We start from the raw sequence: 16,784 nt of genomic DNA on the forward strand, positions 1-16,784 counted from the left end.
CCGGAACATGTCGTCGCGGCGGCATCCCGCACACCCAGCGAACTAGACCACACCGGTCATTCTCGCCCGACACGCGCGGGCACCTCACGGACGGGTCCGCCCCGGCTGCGCTTTGCTGGCCATCCCCCCACCGGGAGACACCCGCCGTCCCGAGGAGCGCTTCGTGGCTGACCAGCTGTTCGTCGACACCCTCATCCGGCTGATCGTCCGCCATTTCGAGATGGACCCGGCGCACTTGAGCGCCGACAGCGACCTGCGGGAGCTGGGTCTGGACTCGATCGCCCTGGCGGAACTGCTCGTCGTGGTCGAGGAGGAGACCGGCATCGACGTCCCCCTCACGGACGAGACGATGCCGACGGGCCCCGGCGTCACCGTGGCGGTGGTGGCCGACTACGTCGCACGGTTCGCCGACGAGTCCGCCCGCGCCGCCCTGCACGCTCTGGCCGCCGCTCCGGCGGACGCGGACGCATGAGGGCGTCCCGGACCGTCGTCACCGGCATCGGTCTGGTCACCCCGGCAGGCGTCGGCGCCGACGCGACCTGGCAGCGGCTGTGCGAGGGCACCCCCACGGCGGCCACCGACCCGCGGCTCGCGGGCCTGCCCGTGGACTTCGGCTGCCGGGTCCGGGACGAGGAACTCGCCGCGTCGCTGGGCCGCGGGCTGCGCTGGCGCACCGACCGCTTCATCCACCTGGCCCTCGTCGCCGCACGGGAGGCGGTCCGGGACGCCGGTCTGCGGCCGCAGGAGTGGGACGGCGACCGGGTCGGCGTGGTCATCGGAGTGGGCAGCAGCAGCCGCGAGACCGACCAGCGCTTCATGCAGTGCCTGGAGGCGGGCGCCTACCAGAAGATCTCGCCGACCACGGTCCCGAGGGCCCTGCCCAACATGGCGGCCGGCGAGGTCGCCGCCGACCTGGGCGCCAAGGGCCCGGGCCTCGGTGTCAGCACCGCCTGCGCGTCCGGTGCGACCGCCATCGGCGTCGGCCGGCAGCTCCTGGCGGGCGGGCTGTGCGACATCGCGCTGGTCGGCGGGGCGGAGAGTGCCTGCGGGCCGCTGTCCGCCATGGGCTTCTGGCGGCTCGGTGCCCTGTCCACCCGCTGCCACGACCCGAAGGGCGCCTCGCGTCCCTTCGACGCGGAACGCGACGGGTTCGTCCTGGCGGAGGGTGCCGCCGTGCTCGTCCTGGAGCGCGCGGACCACGCACGCGCCCGCGGCGTCCGGGCGAAGGCGGTCCTGTCCGGATTCGGTGCCACCAGCGACGCCCACCACCCCACCACCCCGCACCCCGAGGGAGAGGGCGCCGTACGCGCCGTCCGTCAGGCGCTGGCACAGGCGGAGCTGACGCCCGGCGACATCCACCATGTCAATGCCCACGCCACCTCCACGCCGCTGAACGACCGCACCGAGGCCGCCGTGTTGCACCGGGTCTTCCGCCGGCCGCCCCCGGTCACCGCGACCAAGAGCATCCTGGGGCACTCCCTCGGGGCCGCCGGTGCCGTCGAAGCGGTCGTGTGCGTCCTGTCGCTCCACCACCAGACCATCCACCCGACCGCCAACCTCGACGCTCCGGAGCCCGGGATCGACCTCGACATCGTCACCAAGGCCCCGCGCGCCTGCCGGATCGACACCGTCGTGAGCACCTCGTTCGGCTTCGGCGGACACAACGCCGCGCTCGTCTTCCAGACCGCCTGACCCGGCACACCGACGCCCCGGACGGCCGTACCCGGTCCCTGGTTCGGGCCGGTGGCCGTGACACCGGCCTCGTCCCCGCGCTCGCGCGGTGGGCGGGCGTTCTCGTCGCCATGACTCGATACGCTGTCTGCCGTGGCGCATTTTCTGCTGGTCGCAGGCGCCTGGCTCGGCGCGTGGGCCTGGGACGACGTCGTGCCGGACCTGCGCGCCGCCGGCCACGGTACGCAGCCGCTGACCCTGTCCGGGCTCGCCGAGAAGCGAGGGGTGCCGGCACGGCAGCACACGCATGTCGAGGACATCGTCCGTGCGGTGACGCAGCCCGCGCCCGGGGGCGCCGGGCCCCGGGACGTCGTCCTCGTCGCGCACAGTTACGCCGGTTTCCCGGCCGCCCAGGCCGCCGGACGGACCGGTGCCCGGCCGGCCCGCCTGATCCTCGTCGACTCTCCCGTTCCGGTCGACGGGGAGCCGTGCCTCGCCCGGTGGCCCGACCGGCGGGCGGTCGAGGCGGCGATCGCCCGGAACGGCGGATTCTGGCCACCGCCTGATCGACGCTTCTACGCGGGCCACGACCTCACCGAAGAGCGGATCACCCGCGTCATGGAAGCCTCGACACCCCATCCGGGTGACACGCTGACCGAGCCGGCCGTCCTGACCAGCCCCCTCCGGGACATACCGACGACCTACGTCAGGTGCCTGCGCAACCCGGCCGCGCTCGGCGCCGACGTCACCGCCCTGCTCGGCCGAGGACAGTGGCGGCTGGTCGAGCTGGAGACCGGCCACTGGCCGATGTTCTCCAGGCCGCACGAGCTGGCGGAGGTCCTCCTGCGCGAAGCGGCCGGAGCAGGCCGCGCCGCCGCGCGCGCCGACGGCTGAGCGCGGCCTCGGCGCGCGTACCGCCGGATTGACGGCACACTGGTGCAGAGGGGCTGAAAAGGGTCACCTGTGGACGGCCGCCTCTCCGCACACGAGTCGTGGGAGCACTTCTGGTGAACGTCGTGAGGGAGCGGTCATGACCGGCGCGAACAACGTGACCGTGGGCGTACTGGGCTCCTACGGGGGCCGCAACGTGGGTGACGAGGCGATCCTCACCGCCCTGCTGGAGCGCGTCCGGGCCGGCCGGCCCGAGGCGCGGATCGTGGTCTTCTCGCGCACTCCCGGGCACACCCGCGCCGTCCATCCGGACGTGGAGGTCGTCGGCTGGGAAGGCGTGTGCCGGGAGGGCATCGCCGGCCATCTGAGCCGGCTGAGCGTCCTCGTCCTCGGAGGCGGGGGCATCCTCTACGACACCGAGGCGCGTCGTTACCTGCGCCTGGCCCGCACCGCCCAGGAACTCGGCGTCCCCGTCTTCGCCTACGCCCTCGGAGCCGGTCCGCTGAGCGACGAGACCGACTGCGCCTGGGCCCGCACCGTCCTCTCCGACGCGGTCGAGGTCACGGTCCGCGACGAGGAGTCGAAGCTCGTCCTCGAAGAGGCCGGGCTGACCCGGTCCGTGACCGTGACCGCCGATCCGGCGCTGCTGCTCGAACCCGGCGACCGCGGCCGGGCGCTGCTGCGCGGGGAGGCCGTACCCCGGGGGGTGCGCCTCGTCGGCATGAGCGTGCGGGAGCCCGGGCGCGCCGCCGAGCACCTCGACGAAGAGGGATACCACCAGCTGCTGGCCGGTGTGGGCGACTTCCTCGTCCACCGCCTGGACGCCCACGTCGTCTTCATCTCCATGGAACGCGGCGACATCCGGCACGCGCACGCCGTGGTCTCCCGCATGGCCACGGCGGACCGCTGCACGGTGCTGCACGGCGACTACGGGCCCCAGCAGGTCCTCGACATCGTCACCCAGCTGAACCTGGCCGTCGGCATGCGGCTGCACTTCCTGATCTTCGCCGCGCTCGCCGGCATCCCGCTGCTGCCCCTGCCCTACGCGGGCAAGGTCTTCGACTTCGCCCAGCGGATCGGGGCGCCCGCCCTGCGCGGTGTGATCAGGGAGACGACGGGACTGCTGCTGGCGGAGGTCGACCGCCTGTGGGACGAGCGACCCGCCCGCACGGCCGACACGACGGTCCGCACGGCGGTGCTGCGGTCGCGCGCGGCCGAGACCGCGGACCGGCTCCTGGCCTGTCTGGAGCAGGTCGCTCCGCGCCCTGTCCAGGACGGCGCACCGGTTCCCGCCCCCACCGCGGGCTGACGCCGACCGCCACCCGTTCGAGGGAGTCACCGTGTCCCACCTGATGCCGCCCCGCATACCCAGGACAGTCGAGCTTCCCCCGCGCCGGGCCCTGCACGCGGGGACCACCCAGGTATTGGTCATCGGCGGCGGACCGGCCGGTATCGGCGCGGCCCTCGGCGCCTCGAACGCGGGCGCCGAGGTGGTCCTGGTCGAGCGCTACGGCTTCCTTGGCGGCAACGCCACCGCGGCGCTGGTGATGCCTTTGATGAGTTTCCACAACGAGATGAAGCAGGCCGTGGCGGGCGACACCGGGCGCCTGCTGCCGCCCGACCACGGTGAGGGCGAGCCGGTCGTCGGCGGCGTGCTGTGGATGCTGCTCGACCACCTCGTCCGCGCGGGTGCGGCGATCCGTCCCTCCCTCGAAACGGGCTACACGGTGCCCTTCGACCCGGAGCTGTTCAAGCTGGTGGTGTACGAGCTGCTGGAGATCCACGAGGTGCGGACGCTGCTGCACGCCTTCGCCTCCGACGTCCTCACCCTGCCCGATCGCGCACGCGCGGTGTTCGAGACGAAGTCGGGGCCGCTCGTCATGGACGCGGACGTGATCGTCGACTGCACGGGGGACGGCGACATCGCCGCGGCGGCCGGAGCCAAGTACGAGATCGGCCGGCCGGAGGACGGCTGGACCCAGCCCATGACGCTGATGTTCCGCATGGTCCGCTTCGACCACGAGGAGTTCACCGCCTACACCCGCGCCAACCCCGACCAGTGGAGGGGCGTGCACGGGCTGTGGGACCTGGTCCGCGCCGCCACGGACGCCGGGGAACTGGACCTCCCCCGCGAGGACGTGCTCTTCTTCGCCACCCCCAACGCCGGGGAGGTGGCGGTCAACTCCACCCGCATCACCGAAGTGCTGGGCACGAGCGTGTGGGACCTCACCCGCGCGGAGTTCACGGCCCACCGCCAGATGGCGCAGATCGCCCGCTTCCTCCGCGACCGCGTACCGGGTTTCGCCGACTCCTACGTCGTCCAGAGCGGTGTCCAGGTCGGCGTGCGGGAGACGCGGCGGATCGCGGGCGAGTACCAGCTGACGGGCGAGGACGTGCTCACGGCCCGCAAGTTCGACGACGCCGTCGCCCGCGGCGCCTACCCGGTGGACATCCACAACCCCAGCGGTCGCGGCACCACGCTCAAACGGCTGCCGCGCGGCGAGTCCTACGACATCCCGATGCGCTGTCTCCTCCCCGTCGACCTGGACCGGATCCTCGTCGCGGGCCGCTGCATCTCCGGCGACCACGTCGCCCACTCCTCGTACCGCGTCATGCCGATCTCGATGGCCACCGGGCAGGCGGCGGGCGTCTGCGCGGCCCTCGCCGCGGCCCGGGGCGCCCGGCCCCGGGACATCCCGGTGGAGGCCGTCCAGCAGGAACTGCGCGCTCAGGGCGCGAGCCTGCCCTGACCCCTCCCCGAGACCGCCGGCGGGCGCCGGACCCTCCGGGCGGATCCATTGTCAGTGCAGGCCGTTAGTCTGCGACCACGTGCACGAACGGGGAGGTGCCCGCATGGCCGGTGAACCGATCGATCTGATCCGCCTGGAAGGCGGTCGCAACAGCGTCGTCCTCCGCATCGACGGCAAGCAGAGACATGAGCGGACCGACGTCCTGGTGGGAGAGTTCGAGGTCCGCACGCCCTTCGTGCGGGGCAGCCTGCAGACCTGGGTGTTCCCGGACGACCTGCGGCAGTGGCAGCAGGCCCTGGACCTGCTCGACGCGGGCCGCGACGCCGCGTGGCGTGAGGGCGGCCGTGCCCCGTGGCTGTTCATCGAGCGCGACGAGGACGACGACCGGTGCCGCGTCACCCTCCAGGACCACTCGATGTCCCTGACGGCGGTGACCGTGACCGTCCCCCTGACCGACGCCTGGTTCGACGACGCGTACGACCGCCTCGACCGGATCTGGGAGACCTGGCCCCCGAGCGGCGATCAGGCCTGAGCTGCGCGGGCGCCCGCCCCGGCCATGGGCGGAGGCGGGCGCCGCAGGTTCCGGTAACCGGCGGGGTTACGACCCCACGCTCTTCATCTTGTGGGTGAAGACCCAGGTGGCGATGTTCTCACCGAGGGTCAGTCCGTCGTCGGCGTCCCACGGGTAGTGCACGCCGAGCCAGACCCTGCTGTCGGCGGCCTCGCGCGCGGCCTGGCTGAAGCTGGTGAACGTGCGGGTCCGCACCGGGGACTTCGGCTCGTCGGTCGAGGCCGTGAAGGTGATGTCGTCGCTCTTGAAGTACTGCCGCATGATCCCGGCCCAGGCGGCCGTGAACGCGGAGTGACCGGAGGCCCAGGCCGGGAAGCACGGCGTGGTGCCGGACAGCGGCTTCCACGTGGTGTCCCCGAGGCCCTCGCGGATCGCCGAGACGGGACGCCAGAGGTCGATCGGCGTCTGGTACTTGACGTCCCACTCCGCGATGGCCGCGTCTGCCATGGCGACCGAGACCAGGGCGAAGAGCCGCGCGTTCTGGTACGTCGTCAGTCCTCGGTCACGGGACACCCGGGCGGTGATGTCGAGCAGCTGCCCCGGCGGCTTGTAGGTGCCGTTCGCGTCATTGGCCCAGAACCAGGCGGCCGCGGTCTGGTCGGTCGTGCGGGTCGTGGAACCGGCCGAGCCGAGGCTGCGTACCTGCCGTACCTGCTCGGCGTAGGCCGGGCTGGCGAGCAGGCTCTCGTACGAGGCGTACTGCCCCGGTGTCGACGGCCGGAACTGGGACCCGGAGGTGAGCGCCCACGGCTTGACCTTGCCCCACTCGGGGATGGCGGCCTGACCCGGCCGGGAGCAGTCCGGGTCCGGCAGGTCGGGATAGCTGGTGGGGAGCCAGGCGCCGGGCCTGCCGTCCGGGGTGTAGACGGCCTGGTTGTCGGAACCGTCCGCGTTGCGGAAGTTCCACATGTTGCCGACGACCGTGTTGACCACGGTGGCGTCGAGGAGGTCGAAGTCCTTGGGGCTGGTGCCGAACCTCTCCCTGAACTTGTTGTCGAGGTAGGTCGTCTGGCCGGGGAACAGCTTGAGCAGGATGTTGTAGGCGGTGCGCCCGATCACCCGCTCCTCCTCGCCCGGGCCCTCCATCCACGCCGCGTAGTCGACCGCCTGGAGGTAGGGGTCGGAGGTCATGGTGTGCCAGCGGAGCCGGTAGGAGCTCTCCGCGTCGTAGATCGCCGCGTTCATCTCGGCGGCGGCCCGGGAGACCGGGCCCGGGGCGCCCCCGGCGGTCTTGACGGCGCCGAGCAGTACGTCGTTCCAGTACAGGACCGGGTCACCGGTGTAGTTCGGGGCCGCGGAGGCCGGCTGGGGCGTGAGGGCGAGCGCGCCCGCGGCCGTGGCGAACACGGTCGCGAGGGCCACCGCCGCACTGCGCACGCGGCCCCGTCTGCCTCTTCTCGTGCGGAACGTGCGGGACATCGATGTGCGGGACATGCGGGACGTATCCTCTCTGCCGATGCGTCGATCGCTCGCCTCGCAACCTAGGCGCGGCCGGGTGCGGGACACATCGAGCAGGTGGAGGACACCGCCGTCAACCCTGGGGCGCAGAGCGGGCCGGCGTAAACCCTGGCGGTATCCCGGGCGGCCGGACGGCGAGTTCGTCGACCACGGCCTGCAGGCGGCCCCCATGGCGTTCGGCGACACGTCGTTGTCGCGCGGAGCCGGTGCCCCGGAGCTGGACCTCGCTCAGCCAGTCGCCGACGCAGTGGTCGTCGCCGTAGCGGCTGAGGTGCGGCTCGACGCGTTTCCACAGCTCGTCGACCAGCCGGCCGACGGCCGTGGGCGCGCAGTCCCGGGTGTGGGTGGCGGGCAGGGTGCCGGCCGTGCCGTGCCGGGCGGCCTGCCAGCAGGCGGCTCTCAGCAGCGGGTCGGGGGTCTCGGGCGCGCGCTCACCGGCGCGTACCGCGTCCACCGCGCAGCCGACGAGGGCGCGGACGAGAAGCGCGTAGGCGGTGGTGACCGCGGGCTCGGGCAGCACGTCGGCGACGCGCACCTCGAGGGTGGGCAGGTGGGGCGAGGGCCGGACGTGCCAGTAGACCATGCCCGGATCCAACGCCGCTCCGGTCGCCACGAGCTGTTCGACGAGCTGCTCGTAGTGGGCGGCGCCCCGCAGGTAGGGCGGAGGGCCCGCAGTCGGCCACCGGCCCCAGACCATGGCGCGCCAGCTCGCGTATCCGGTGTCCTGGCCCTCGCTGAACGGGGAGTTGCCGGTGACGGCCAGCAGCAGCGGCATCCAGCCCCGTAAGTGGTTGATCGCCCGCACGGCCTCGTCGCGGTCGGCCACCCCGACGTGCACGTGGCAGGAGTTGACCCCCTGGTTGTGGACCAGCGGCCCGAAACGGCGCACGAAGGCGCGGTACCGTGCCTTGTCCACGACGGGCGGCGGTCCGGTGCGGCCGAGGATCGCCGTGCCACTGGGGACCAGGAGGCAGTCGTACTCGGCGGCCGCCGCGGCCGCGCCGCCGCGGAGCCGGAGGATCTCCGCCTCCAGGCCGGCGGCGGTACGGCACACCGCGCTGACGGTCTCCAGCTGTGCCTGCGAGACCTCCGGCACGGCATGCGACGCGCCGAGACGGCCGCGGGCGGCGGACACCACGGCGACGGCCCGGTACACCGCCGCCCTGCTGTGCCGTTCGGCCAGCAGGAACTCCTCTTCCACGCCGACCGTCGGCGGTGCGGCCGGGTCCACCGGGGACACGGGCGCACCGGCGGAGGCGGGGGTCACGGCGTCAAACGGCTCTGGCACGTCCAGCCCTTCCGGAAGACAAGGGGCACCGACAACGACAACCACACGGCGCGGGCGCTGCACCGCTCGCGCTCACCACAGACGCGCTCGGGGACACGGGCCACTCCCTGACGGAGGGGGTGGGGTCATGCTCCTCGGCGTACGTGGCCGCGGCAAGCGATTGCCCGGTCACCATCGGGGCCGCCCCGACCGCTCCCGGCCCGCCGGGCGGTCCGGGGCGGCGCCGTCCCCGGTGCGGGCAGCCGCAGGTCCGGCAGCCGGGTGCGGAGGGCACGCGGGGCGGGTCGGGCCCATGGTGCTCCAGGGCACACCGCCCCGCATGGCCGAGAAACCGTGCCTCGGCCTAACAGGCGGGGTGTTCGCCCCGCGCCGGATCCAGGGCGTTGAGGACCAGGCGGGTGGCGACCGGGTCGTAACTGATGTCCACGTGGTCGCTGGTGTCGGCGGGGCAGTACGTCTGCACGGTCCGGTTGCTGACGTTGGCCGCCGGGACCAGGTAGGAGGAGGCGAAGGGCGTGACGACCTGGTCGTGGACCGTGGTGATGACGGTGTAGTCGACCCCCGGCGCCGTGCGTTCACCGGAGTTGAGGTCCGTGAGGAACTCCGAGCCGACGATCTGCTGGTCGCAGGAGGTGCAGGAGACACCGAGCAGGACGTCGGCCCCCGGTATCGCGCGCGCCATGAGGCCCATGCCCTGCAGCGTGGTGCCGTGGTTGGGCGGGGTGAGCGCCACGAGCTTGTCGACCTCGGCCGCGCCCCCGAGTCTGTCGATGTAGTAACGCGGCATCAACCCGCCCTGGGAGTGGCCCACCAGGTCCACCTTGGCCGCGCCGGTCGCGGCGCGCACCCGGTCGACGAAGGAGGCGAGCTGTCCGGCGGACGCGACGATGTCACCGGTCGCCTTCAGCGGGGCGGCCTCCGGAGCGCCGTAGTTGAGCGCGTAGACGCAGTACCCGGCCCGCTTCAGGCGCGGCGCGAGCGCGGCCCAGTTGGCGTAGCGGTTCTCGAAGGTGCCGTGCACCAGGACGACCGGTTCCGGGTGGGCCGCGTCGGGACGGCACGACCAGTCGTTCGCACCGGCGGGCGCCGCCGTGGGGTGCGTGAGGGAGTAGCCGAACGCGGAGGGGAAGCCGGACTGCTCGGGCCCCTGCGGGTCGGTGGCGGCCTGTACCGTGCCGGCCTGGTCCTCCGTGACCGCGGCGGCCGACGACACGCCGCCGGCCGCCGGGTCCTGCGCGGCCGCGGCGTGCCCGCCGGGCAGGGAGGACAGGCCCAGGGCGAGGGTCACCGCGAGTCCCGTGGCGCCCGCGGTCAGTCCGCGCCGGCGGTCGTACGGACGCGGGGGAGTGGTTCCGTTGCCGCTCATGCTCGATCTCCTTGTCCCAGGGCGCCGTCATGGTCCGTGGCACGGGGGTGTCACGGTGTTACCGGCGCGTAGCATCGGGATCACGCTGGACTCCGGCCCGTGCCCGGCACCAGCGAAGTCGCGCGGACCGGGCGAAAGGTGTCACCCGCATGACACTTCTGCGTGACGGCGGCGCAACCGGGGGACATCGCCGGGCACGCTGGCGGGCGTGGGGAAGGAGATGATGCCGGTGCAGGTGCCGGACGAGGTGTTCACCCGGCGCCCGTGGCGCGAACTGCCGCCGGGGCTCGCCGTGGCGCTGCGGCCGCGGATCGAGGCGATCGCCTCCGACATGATCGACGTCATCCGGGACGAGGTCCCGGCGTACCACCGGCCGCTGGACTCCGCGTTCGGCCGGGACCTGGCCGGCTCCGTACGCCGGGCCATCGGGCAGTTCGTGGAGCTGACCGAGGAACCGCACAGCCGGCAGGAGCACCACGTCCACCACTTCCGCACGCTGGGCCGGTTGGAGTTCGCCAACGGCCGCACCACCGACGCGCTCCAGGCCGCCTTCCGGGTGGGCGCGCGCGTCGGCGCCCGGCTCTACGCCGAGACCGCGCAGTCCGCGTCACTGCCGCTGGAGGTGGTGGTGCCGCTGCACGAGGCGGTGCTCACCCACATCAACGTCCTGTCGAACGAGTCGGTCAAGGGCTACACCGCCGCCCAGGCCGCCGCGGAGGGCGGGCTCCAGCGCAGTCGGCGGACGCTGGCCGCCTGCCTGCTGGACCAGCAGCGCGCGGTGCACGGGGACCTGGTGGAGCGCCTCGCCAGGGAGGCGGAGTGGCCCCTGCCGGAGGCGGTCGCGTGCCTGCTGGTGCGTCAGGGCGCGGGCGCCGGACGCCTGTCGGGGCCGTCCGGACCGGCACGGGAGCACGGCGCGGAGATCCTCGCGGTGACGCACGGCGCCGATCTGGTACTGATCGTCCCGGACCCGGAGCGCGAGGGCACGCTGGAGCGGCTGCGGACGGCCGTCCGGGGGCGGACGGCGGCGCTCGGCCCCGCGGTGCCCCCACGGGACGCGTGGGTGTCACTGCACTGCGCCCGCCTGATGCTGGCCGGGCACGCCCCCACCGCGGGCGGCGGCCCGTCCGGCGCGGGCACGTTCGTCAGCGCCGGCGACGGGCTGGCGGAGGCGCACCTCCGGCACGGCATCCACATCGGACGGCTGCTCGGCGACCGGGTCCTGGGTGTCCTGCGGGACCTCCCGCCGGGGCGGGCCGCACGGCTGGCCCAGACCCTCGACGCGCTGCTGATGTCCTGGAGCCGTACGGCCCCGGAGGTGGCACGGGCGCTGGACATCCACCCCCAGACGGCACGCAGGTGGCTGCGGCGGCTGGAGGAACTCTTCGGCGAACGACTCGACGACCCCGCCTTCCGCTTCGAGGCACTGCTGGCCCTGCGGACCAGGGCGCTGGCGCCGGGAGGGGGGACGCCGGCGGCGGGCGGGGGGTCGCGGACGGCGGCGGGAGGGGCGCCGCGCACGGCGGCCCGGGGGTGAACGGCAGCTCCCGCACGCCGGGGTGCGGGAGCGGACCCGTAGGCCTCCGCGTAACGGCGAGAGCCGAGTCGCCGCCTGTCAGCGGGCCGTGCCGACCCGCGACGCTCCCGGCCGCCTCCGGCCTTCGGCGACCTCCCGGCTCCGCCGCTCTCGGCCGCCCGGCGCCCCTGAGGCCCCTCCGCTCCCAGCCTTGGGTGGCCCTCCGAGCCCGCCGTTCCCAGCCTTCGGCGGCCCTCCGAGCCCGCCGCTCCCAGCCTTGGGTGGCCCTCCGAGCCCGCCGTTCCCAGCCTTCGGCGGCCCTCCGAACCCGCCGCTCCCGGCCTTCGGCGCCCCTGCGGTCCCGCCGCTTCCAGCCCTCGCCGCCCCTCCGGCCCCGCCGTTCTCAGGCCCCGTCGGCCTTGCGGCCCCGTCGCTCGGCTCCCAGGCGGGCGAAGTGGTCGATGAGTTCCGGGGCGTCCACGGCGGCGGGGTTGACGACCTGCCCGGCGGGCGCGCCCTGGAGCAGGCGCTTGACGGGCACCTCCAGCTTCTTGCCGGTGCGGGTGTGCGGGATGCCCGGTACGCCGAGGATCTCGTCGGGGACGTGGCGGGGCGAGGCACCGCTGCGTATCGCCTCCCTGATCTTCTCGCGCAGCGCGTCGTCCAGGGTGACCCCGGGGGCCGGGACCACGAACAGCGGCATCCAGTAGCCGCCGTCGGGTTCCTCCGCGCCGATGACGAGGGCTTCGGTGATCTCGGGGAGGCGTTCGACCACGTCGTGGATGTCGGCGCTGCCCAGCCGCACGCCGTTGCGGTTCAGCGTGCTGTCGGACCGGCCGTGGACGATCACCGAGCCGTGCCCCGTGACCGTGATCCAGTCGCCGTGCCGCCAGGTGCCGGGGTAGGAGGAGAAGTAGGCGTCGCGGTAGCGGCTGCCGTCGGGGTCGTTCCAGAAGTACAGCGGCATGGAGGGCATGGGCCGGGTGACGACCAGCTCGCCCACCTGGTCGGTGACCGGCCGCCCCTCGGTGTCGTACGCGGCCAGCGCCACGCCCAGGTGCGGCGCGGACAGTTCCCCGGCCCACACGGGTGTGTTGGGGGCGCTGCCGGCGAAGCCGGAGACCACGTCCGTGCCGCCGCTGGTGGACGCGAGCAGCACATGGCCGCCGACGTGGTCGCGGACCCAGGGGTAGGCGGAGGCCGGCAGGGTGGAGCCGGTGCAGCCGAGCACCCGGACGGACGACAGGTCGTGCCGGGACGGGTCGATACCGAACTTGGCCATTCCCAGCAGGTACTGGGGGCTGGTGCCGAAGACGGTCACCCGGTGCCGCGCGGCCAGCTCCCACAGCACGTCCGGTGCGGCGTGCGGCGCCGGGCTGCCGTCGTACGTGCACGTCGTCGCACCGGTCAGCAGCGTGGAGGCGACCAGGTTCCACATCATCCAGTGGGTGGTGGTGTACCACAGCAGGCGGTCGCCCGGGCCCAGGTCGGAGTGCAGGCCGAGGGTCTTCAGGTGCTCCAGCACGACACCGCCGTGGCCGTGCACGATGCCCTTGGGCAGGCCGGTGGTCCCGGAGGAGAACACCACCCACAGCGGGTGGTCGAACGGCACCGGCGTACAGGACAGTTCGGCGTCCTGGCCGGAGGCCTCCTCCCACGGCACCACCACGGACGGGTGGCCGGCTGCGGGCCAGGGCAGACCCACGTGGTCCACCAGCAGCGTGGCCTTCAGGGTCGGCAGGGACCGGGCCAGTTCGAGGGCGGCCTCGCGGCGGTCGTGGGTGGTGCCGTTGAAGAGGTAGCCGTCGGCGGCGATCAGAACGGTGGGTTCGAGCTGGGCGAACCGGTCGGCGGCGGCCTTCGGGGCGTAGTCCTGCCCGCACACGGACCACACGGCGCCCAGGCTCGCGGCGGCCAGGAACGCCACGATGGTGTGCGGGGTGTTGGGCAGGTATCCGACCACGCGGTCGCCCTGCCCCACACCGAGCCGGCGCAGGGTGGCGGCCACCGACGCGACCTGGGAACGCAGCCGCTTGCCGGTCACCTCGTACCCGGAGCCGGTCTCGTCGAGAGCGACGATCGCCACGCCGTCGTCCGTGAGACGACGCAGGGCGTGATGGGCGTAGTTGAGGGTGGCGCCCGGGAACCAGCGGGCCCCCGGCATGGTCTCCTCCGCCAGGACCCGCTCGTAGGGGGTGTCCGCATCGATGTCGAAGTACTCCCAGACCGCTTTCCAGAAGCCCTCCAGGTCGGTGACCGACCAGCGGTGCAGGGCGGCGTAGTCGGAGCCCTCCAGTCCGGCGCGGCGGGCGAAGTCCACGATGCGGCTGGCCGCTGCGGCCTCGGGATCGGGCGTGAAGAACGGCTCCGGGTACGGCGTGTTCATCGTGTGATGCTCCTCAACGGGCTCTGATCGAAGGCGCTTTGGGCGTGCACAGAATCTCATGCGGTGTACAGCCGGGCCGCCCGGTCGGCGGTACCGGTGAAGCCGTGGCCGCCGGAGGGGAGGGTGTGGTGGTCCACGGCCCGGCTGCCCTGGTCGCAGCGGAGGAACGCCATCGTCGGACCGCGGTCGCGCTGCCCGTCCGGGAACAGGACGTCGGACCGCGACCCGACCAGGGCGGTGACCACGACCACCGGGTTCCGAGTCGGTTCCCGCCGGGGCGACCGGACGAGGGCCGATGAGTTTCCGCGCGTCCGGGAGTCAGAGATCATGGACGGGGTGCTACGGCCGCGAGGTGATCGCGCACGCAGCCCCTGCTACCGCCGGCCACCGACACGAGATACCGAGGATCACAATGCGCACCCTGATCAGCACCGCCTTCGTCTCGCTCGACGGCGTCGTGGAGGCCCCCGGCGGCGAGCCCGGTTACCGGAACGCCGGGTGGACCTTCAAGGACATCGACTTCCTCCCCGAGGCGTTCGAGATAAAGGGCCGGGAGCAGAAGGAGGCCACCGCGATGCTCCTGGGCCGGGTCAGCTACCAGGCTTTCAGCCCGGTCTGGCCGGACATGGTGGACTTCGCCGACTACAAGGTGATGCCGAAGTACGTCGTCTCCACCACCCTCACCGAGGGCGACCTGGTCTCGAACTGGGGTGAGACCACGATCCTGCGCTCGCTCGACGAGGTCGCCGCCCTGAAGGAGACCGAGGGCGGCCCGATCATCGTCCACGGCAGCGCCGCGCTGAACCAGAGCCTTTCCGACGCCGGCCTGATCGACCGCTACCACCTGCTGGTCTTCCCGCTCCTGCTCGGCGCCGGCAAGCGGCTGTTCAGCACCACCGACAAGGACACCCAGAAGCTGAAGCTGGTCGAGCACGAGGTCTACGCCAACGGCCTGCAGAAGAACGTCTTCGACGTCGTACGCTGACCGGCTCTCCGCGGTCCCGGCCGCACAGGCCGGCCCCCGGCGCGGGGCCTTTGCTCCCGGCGCCTGAGCCCTTGCTCCCCGTGCTGAGCCCTTGCTCCCCGTGCTGAGCCTTTGCTCCCGGCGCCGAGCCCTTGCTCCCGGCGCCGGCCGCCGCGCCGCCCGGCGGACCGGCGAACACGGTGGGCCGGGTTCAGGACCGTCACGCGGCCATGGGCTGCGCGGCCGCGCGGGGCGCCTTCCTCCCGCGCGGCCGGGGGAGCGGGGTCACCGTTCGCTGCCCTCACCCAGGGCGCTGTCGGTGAAACCTCGCCCGTGGGCCGAGTGGCCCCGTGCGCGGGCGGGCGGTGGGGATCCGGCGTGCGGGCCGAGTGGCCTCGTGCGCGGACGCGAACAGTGCGACAGTGAAAACCGCCCCCCTGTGCTGCACGACGTGGCAGCCCCATGAAAGGCGGTGGGGACGATGACACTCCCGCTGGTCGTGGGCGTCGACGGATCGGACGCGTGTCTGCGCGCGGTCGACTGGGCCGTGGACGAGGCGGCCCGCCACGGACTACCCCTCAGGCTCGTCTACGCCTGCGTCTGGGAGCACTACGAGGGCACGGTGCCCGCCACCGGCGTCGAGCGCTCCTCCGAGCAGGTGCTGGCCGAGCGGATCGTCGCCTCCGCCGCCGACCGTGCCGAGCGGCGCAATCCGGATGTGAAGGCCACCACGGACATCCTCCCGGAAGATGCCGCGGACGCCTTGGTGCGCGCGGGCGAGGGCGCGTTCGCCTTGGTCACCGGCTCGCGGGAGCGAGGCCGGGTCAAGGGGCTGCTGCTCGGCTCGGTGGGACTCGCCGTCGCGTCCCGGGCGCACTGCCCGGTGGTGGTGGTCCGGGGCGACCACGCGGGCGTCAGCGGCACGCACGGGCGCATCCTGCTCGGTCCGGAGGAGGCCGACACCGGCGCCGAGGCCGCCCGGTTCGCCTTCCGCGAGGCCGACGCGCGGGACTGCGCCCTGGACGTCGTCCGCACCGGGCACCACTCCGCCCACCAGACGGGCGGCGGTCGCCCGCGGGCCGAGGAGCCGGCTGACGCGCGGGCCCCGGCATCGCTGGAGGACTCGATCGACTCCATGATTGCCCGGTATCCGCGGGTACGCACGCACCGCTCCGTACACGAGGGGCCGGCCGGCCGGATCCTCGTGCACCTGTCGGCAGCCGCCGACCTCGTCGTCGTCGGCGTCCGACGCGGGACGGGCCGTCTCGGCCCCCGGATCGGCAAGGCGGTCCCCGCGCTGCTGCACCACGCACAGTGCCCGGTGGCGGTCGTACCGAGCGGGCGTGAGCGCCTGTGACGCCGATGGCTCACCGAACCTCCGCATGGGTCGCGCGACGGCGGCACCGCGTGCAGCGTGGTAGCGAGGGGACGACGGGGCGGGAGAGCGGCAGGAGAGGTGGGAGACATGGATACGGATGTCACCGAGCCCCGGGTGGTGGTCGGTGTCGACGGGTCACCGTCCTCGTACGAGGCACTGCGCTGGGCCGTACGCTACGCGGGCCTGGTCGGCGGCGGCGTGGAGGCGGTCGCGGTGTGGGAGCTGCCGGGGCTGTACGGCTGGTCGGGGCCCGCCGTCGACATGGACGTCGACGAGGAGGAGACCCGGCAGAAGATGAGCCGGGAGCTGACCGAGGTGCTCGGCGCGGACAGCGCCGGCTCCGTCCGCACCCACGTGGTGCACGGCAACCCCGCCGACGTACTGCTGCGGGCGGCCGAAGGAGCCGAAGCGCTGGTCGTCGGCAGCAGGGGCAGGGGCGGATTCGCCCGCGCCCTGCTCGGCTCGGTCAGCCAGCACGTGTCGCAGCACGCCCGCTGTCCGGTCGTCATCGTGCGCTGCGAGGAGAAGTGACCGCGGGCCGTTCG

At 73.4% G+C, this 16,784-nt stretch carries 15 protein-coding genes; 10 read left to right on the top strand and 5 right to left on the bottom strand.

Going from position 1 to position 16,784, the window contains the following annotated elements:
• Positions 1-163 precede the first annotated feature (163 nt).
• The 6 genes from ABZ576_RS08480 to ABZ576_RS08505 all read left to right on the top strand — a co-directional run bounded on the left by ABZ576_RS08480 (position 164) and on the right by ABZ576_RS08505 (position 5,844).
• On the top strand, positions 164-472 hold the full coding sequence (locus tag ABZ576_RS08480) for an acyl carrier protein (RefSeq protein ID WP_360737508.1): 309 nt from the start codon (positions 164-166) through the stop codon (positions 470-472).
• On the top strand, positions 469-1,692 hold the full coding sequence (locus tag ABZ576_RS08485; protein ID WP_360737511.1) for a beta-ketoacyl-[acyl-carrier-protein] synthase family protein: 1,224 nt from the start codon (positions 469-471) through the stop codon (positions 1,690-1,692). Before ABZ576_RS08480 ends, ABZ576_RS08485 begins: the two co-directional genes overlap by 4 nt.
• Positions 1,693-1,824: 132 nt before the next feature.
• Positions 1,825-2,565 (top strand): alpha/beta hydrolase, encoded by a 741-nt coding sequence (locus tag ABZ576_RS08490; RefSeq protein ID WP_360737513.1) that lies wholly within the window; start codon positions 1,825-1,827, stop codon positions 2,563-2,565.
• Between the two features lie 136 nt (positions 2,566-2,701).
• Positions 2,702-3,871: a polysaccharide pyruvyl transferase family protein gene (locus tag ABZ576_RS08495; protein ID WP_360737515.1), complete on the top strand. Its 1,170-nt coding sequence runs from the start codon at positions 2,702-2,704 to the stop codon at positions 3,869-3,871.
• 43 nt (positions 3,872-3,914) lie between these two features.
• Positions 3,915-5,312: an FAD-dependent oxidoreductase gene (locus tag ABZ576_RS08500; protein ID WP_360737648.1), complete on the top strand. Its 1,398-nt coding sequence runs from the start codon at positions 3,915-3,917 to the stop codon at positions 5,310-5,312.
• Between the two features lie 103 nt (positions 5,313-5,415).
• Positions 5,416-5,844 (top strand): DUF5959 family protein, encoded by a 429-nt coding sequence (locus ABZ576_RS08505; RefSeq protein WP_360737517.1) that lies wholly within the window; start codon positions 5,416-5,418, stop codon positions 5,842-5,844.
• 66 nt (positions 5,845-5,910) lie between these two features.
• On the opposite strand, the gene ABZ576_RS08510 is transcribed toward ABZ576_RS08505, so the two are convergent.
• The 3 genes from ABZ576_RS08510 to ABZ576_RS08520 all read right to left on the bottom strand — a co-directional run bounded on the left by ABZ576_RS08510 (position 5,911) and on the right by ABZ576_RS08520 (position 9,995).
• A complete protein-coding gene (locus tag ABZ576_RS08510) occupies positions 5,911-7,260 on the bottom strand; it encodes a vanadium-dependent haloperoxidase (protein ID WP_360737519.1) in 1,350 nt (449 codons plus the stop codon).
• Positions 7,261-7,414: 154 nt separating this feature from the next.
• Positions 7,415-8,629 carry a glutamate--cysteine ligase gene (locus ABZ576_RS08515; protein ID WP_360737522.1) on the bottom strand — a complete coding sequence of 405 codons (1,215 nt, stop codon included), beginning with the start codon at positions 8,627-8,629 and terminating at the stop codon, positions 7,415-7,417.
• 343 nt (positions 8,630-8,972) lie between these two features.
• Positions 8,973-9,995, bottom strand: a complete 1,023-nt coding sequence (locus ABZ576_RS08520) for an alpha/beta fold hydrolase (protein WP_360737524.1) — start codon at positions 9,993-9,995, stop codon at positions 8,973-8,975.
• A gap of 208 nt (positions 9,996-10,203) precedes the next feature.
• On the opposite strand from ABZ576_RS08520, the gene ABZ576_RS08525 reads away from it, so the two are divergent.
• Complete coding sequence (locus ABZ576_RS08525) at positions 10,204-11,532, top strand: helix-turn-helix domain-containing protein (RefSeq protein WP_360737526.1); 1,329 nt, start codon at positions 10,204-10,206, stop codon at positions 11,530-11,532.
• Positions 11,533-11,914: 382 nt separating this feature from the next.
• On the opposite strand, the gene ABZ576_RS08530 is transcribed toward ABZ576_RS08525, so the two are convergent.
• On the bottom strand, positions 11,915-13,897 hold the full coding sequence (locus ABZ576_RS08530; protein WP_360737529.1) for an acetoacetate--CoA ligase: 1,983 nt from the start codon (positions 13,895-13,897) through the stop codon (positions 11,915-11,917).
• A 56-nt stretch (positions 13,898-13,953) separates the two neighbouring features.
• Positions 13,954-14,226: a hypothetical protein gene (locus tag ABZ576_RS08535; protein WP_360737653.1), complete on the bottom strand. Its 273-nt coding sequence runs from the start codon at positions 14,224-14,226 to the stop codon at positions 13,954-13,956.
• 83 nt (positions 14,227-14,309) lie between these two features.
• On the opposite strand from ABZ576_RS08535, the gene ABZ576_RS08540 reads away from it, so the two are divergent.
• From ABZ576_RS08540 to ABZ576_RS08550, 3 genes are all read left to right on the top strand, one after another.
• On the top strand, positions 14,310-14,882 hold the full coding sequence (locus ABZ576_RS08540; RefSeq protein WP_360737531.1) for a dihydrofolate reductase family protein: 573 nt from the start codon (positions 14,310-14,312) through the stop codon (positions 14,880-14,882).
• Between the two features lie 460 nt (positions 14,883-15,342).
• On the top strand, positions 15,343-16,218 hold the full coding sequence (locus ABZ576_RS08545; protein ID WP_360737533.1) for a universal stress protein: 876 nt from the start codon (positions 15,343-15,345) through the stop codon (positions 16,216-16,218).
• A 108-nt stretch (positions 16,219-16,326) separates the two neighbouring features.
• Positions 16,327-16,770, top strand: a complete 444-nt coding sequence (locus tag ABZ576_RS08550; protein WP_360737535.1) for a universal stress protein — start codon at positions 16,327-16,329, stop codon at positions 16,768-16,770.
• The last annotated feature ends 14 nt before the right edge of the window (positions 16,771-16,784 follow it).

The organism is Streptomyces sp. NPDC013455 (assembly GCF_040632975.1).
Taxonomy (GTDB): Bacteria; Actinomycetota; Actinomycetes; order Streptomycetales; family Streptomycetaceae; genus Streptomyces.

What these genes read in the sequence shown, in the direction of transcription:
- ABZ576_RS08505 (WP_360737517.1), top strand. Translation starts at nt 5,416, where the DNA reads ATGGCCGGTGAACCGATCGATCTGATCCGCCTGGAAGGCGGTCGCAAC.
- ABZ576_RS08550 (WP_360737535.1), top strand. Translation starts at nt 16,327, where the DNA reads ATGGATACGGATGTCACCGAGCCCCGGGTGGTGGTCGGTGTCGACGGG.
- ABZ576_RS08530 (WP_360737529.1), bottom strand. Translation starts at nt 13,897, where the DNA reads ATGAACACGCCGTACCCGGAGCCGTTCTTCACGCCCGATCCCGAGGCC.
- ABZ576_RS08535 (WP_360737653.1), bottom strand. Translation starts at nt 14,226, where the DNA reads ATGATCTCTGACTCCCGGACGCGCGGAAACTCATCGGCCCTCGTCCGG.
- ABZ576_RS08485 (WP_360737511.1), top strand. Translation starts at nt 469, where the DNA reads ATGAGGGCGTCCCGGACCGTCGTCACCGGCATCGGTCTGGTCACCCCG.
- ABZ576_RS08500 (WP_360737648.1), top strand. Translation starts at nt 3,915, where the DNA reads ATGCCGCCCCGCATACCCAGGACAGTCGAGCTTCCCCCGCGCCGGGCC.
- ABZ576_RS08540 (WP_360737531.1), top strand. Translation starts at nt 14,310, where the DNA reads ATGCGCACCCTGATCAGCACCGCCTTCGTCTCGCTCGACGGCGTCGTG.
- ABZ576_RS08495 (WP_360737515.1), top strand. Translation starts at nt 2,702, where the DNA reads ATGACCGGCGCGAACAACGTGACCGTGGGCGTACTGGGCTCCTACGGG.
- ABZ576_RS08545 (WP_360737533.1), top strand. Translation starts at nt 15,343, where the DNA reads ATGACACTCCCGCTGGTCGTGGGCGTCGACGGATCGGACGCGTGTCTG.
- ABZ576_RS08520 (WP_360737524.1), bottom strand. Translation starts at nt 9,995, where the DNA reads ATGAGCGGCAACGGAACCACTCCCCCGCGTCCGTACGACCGCCGGCGC.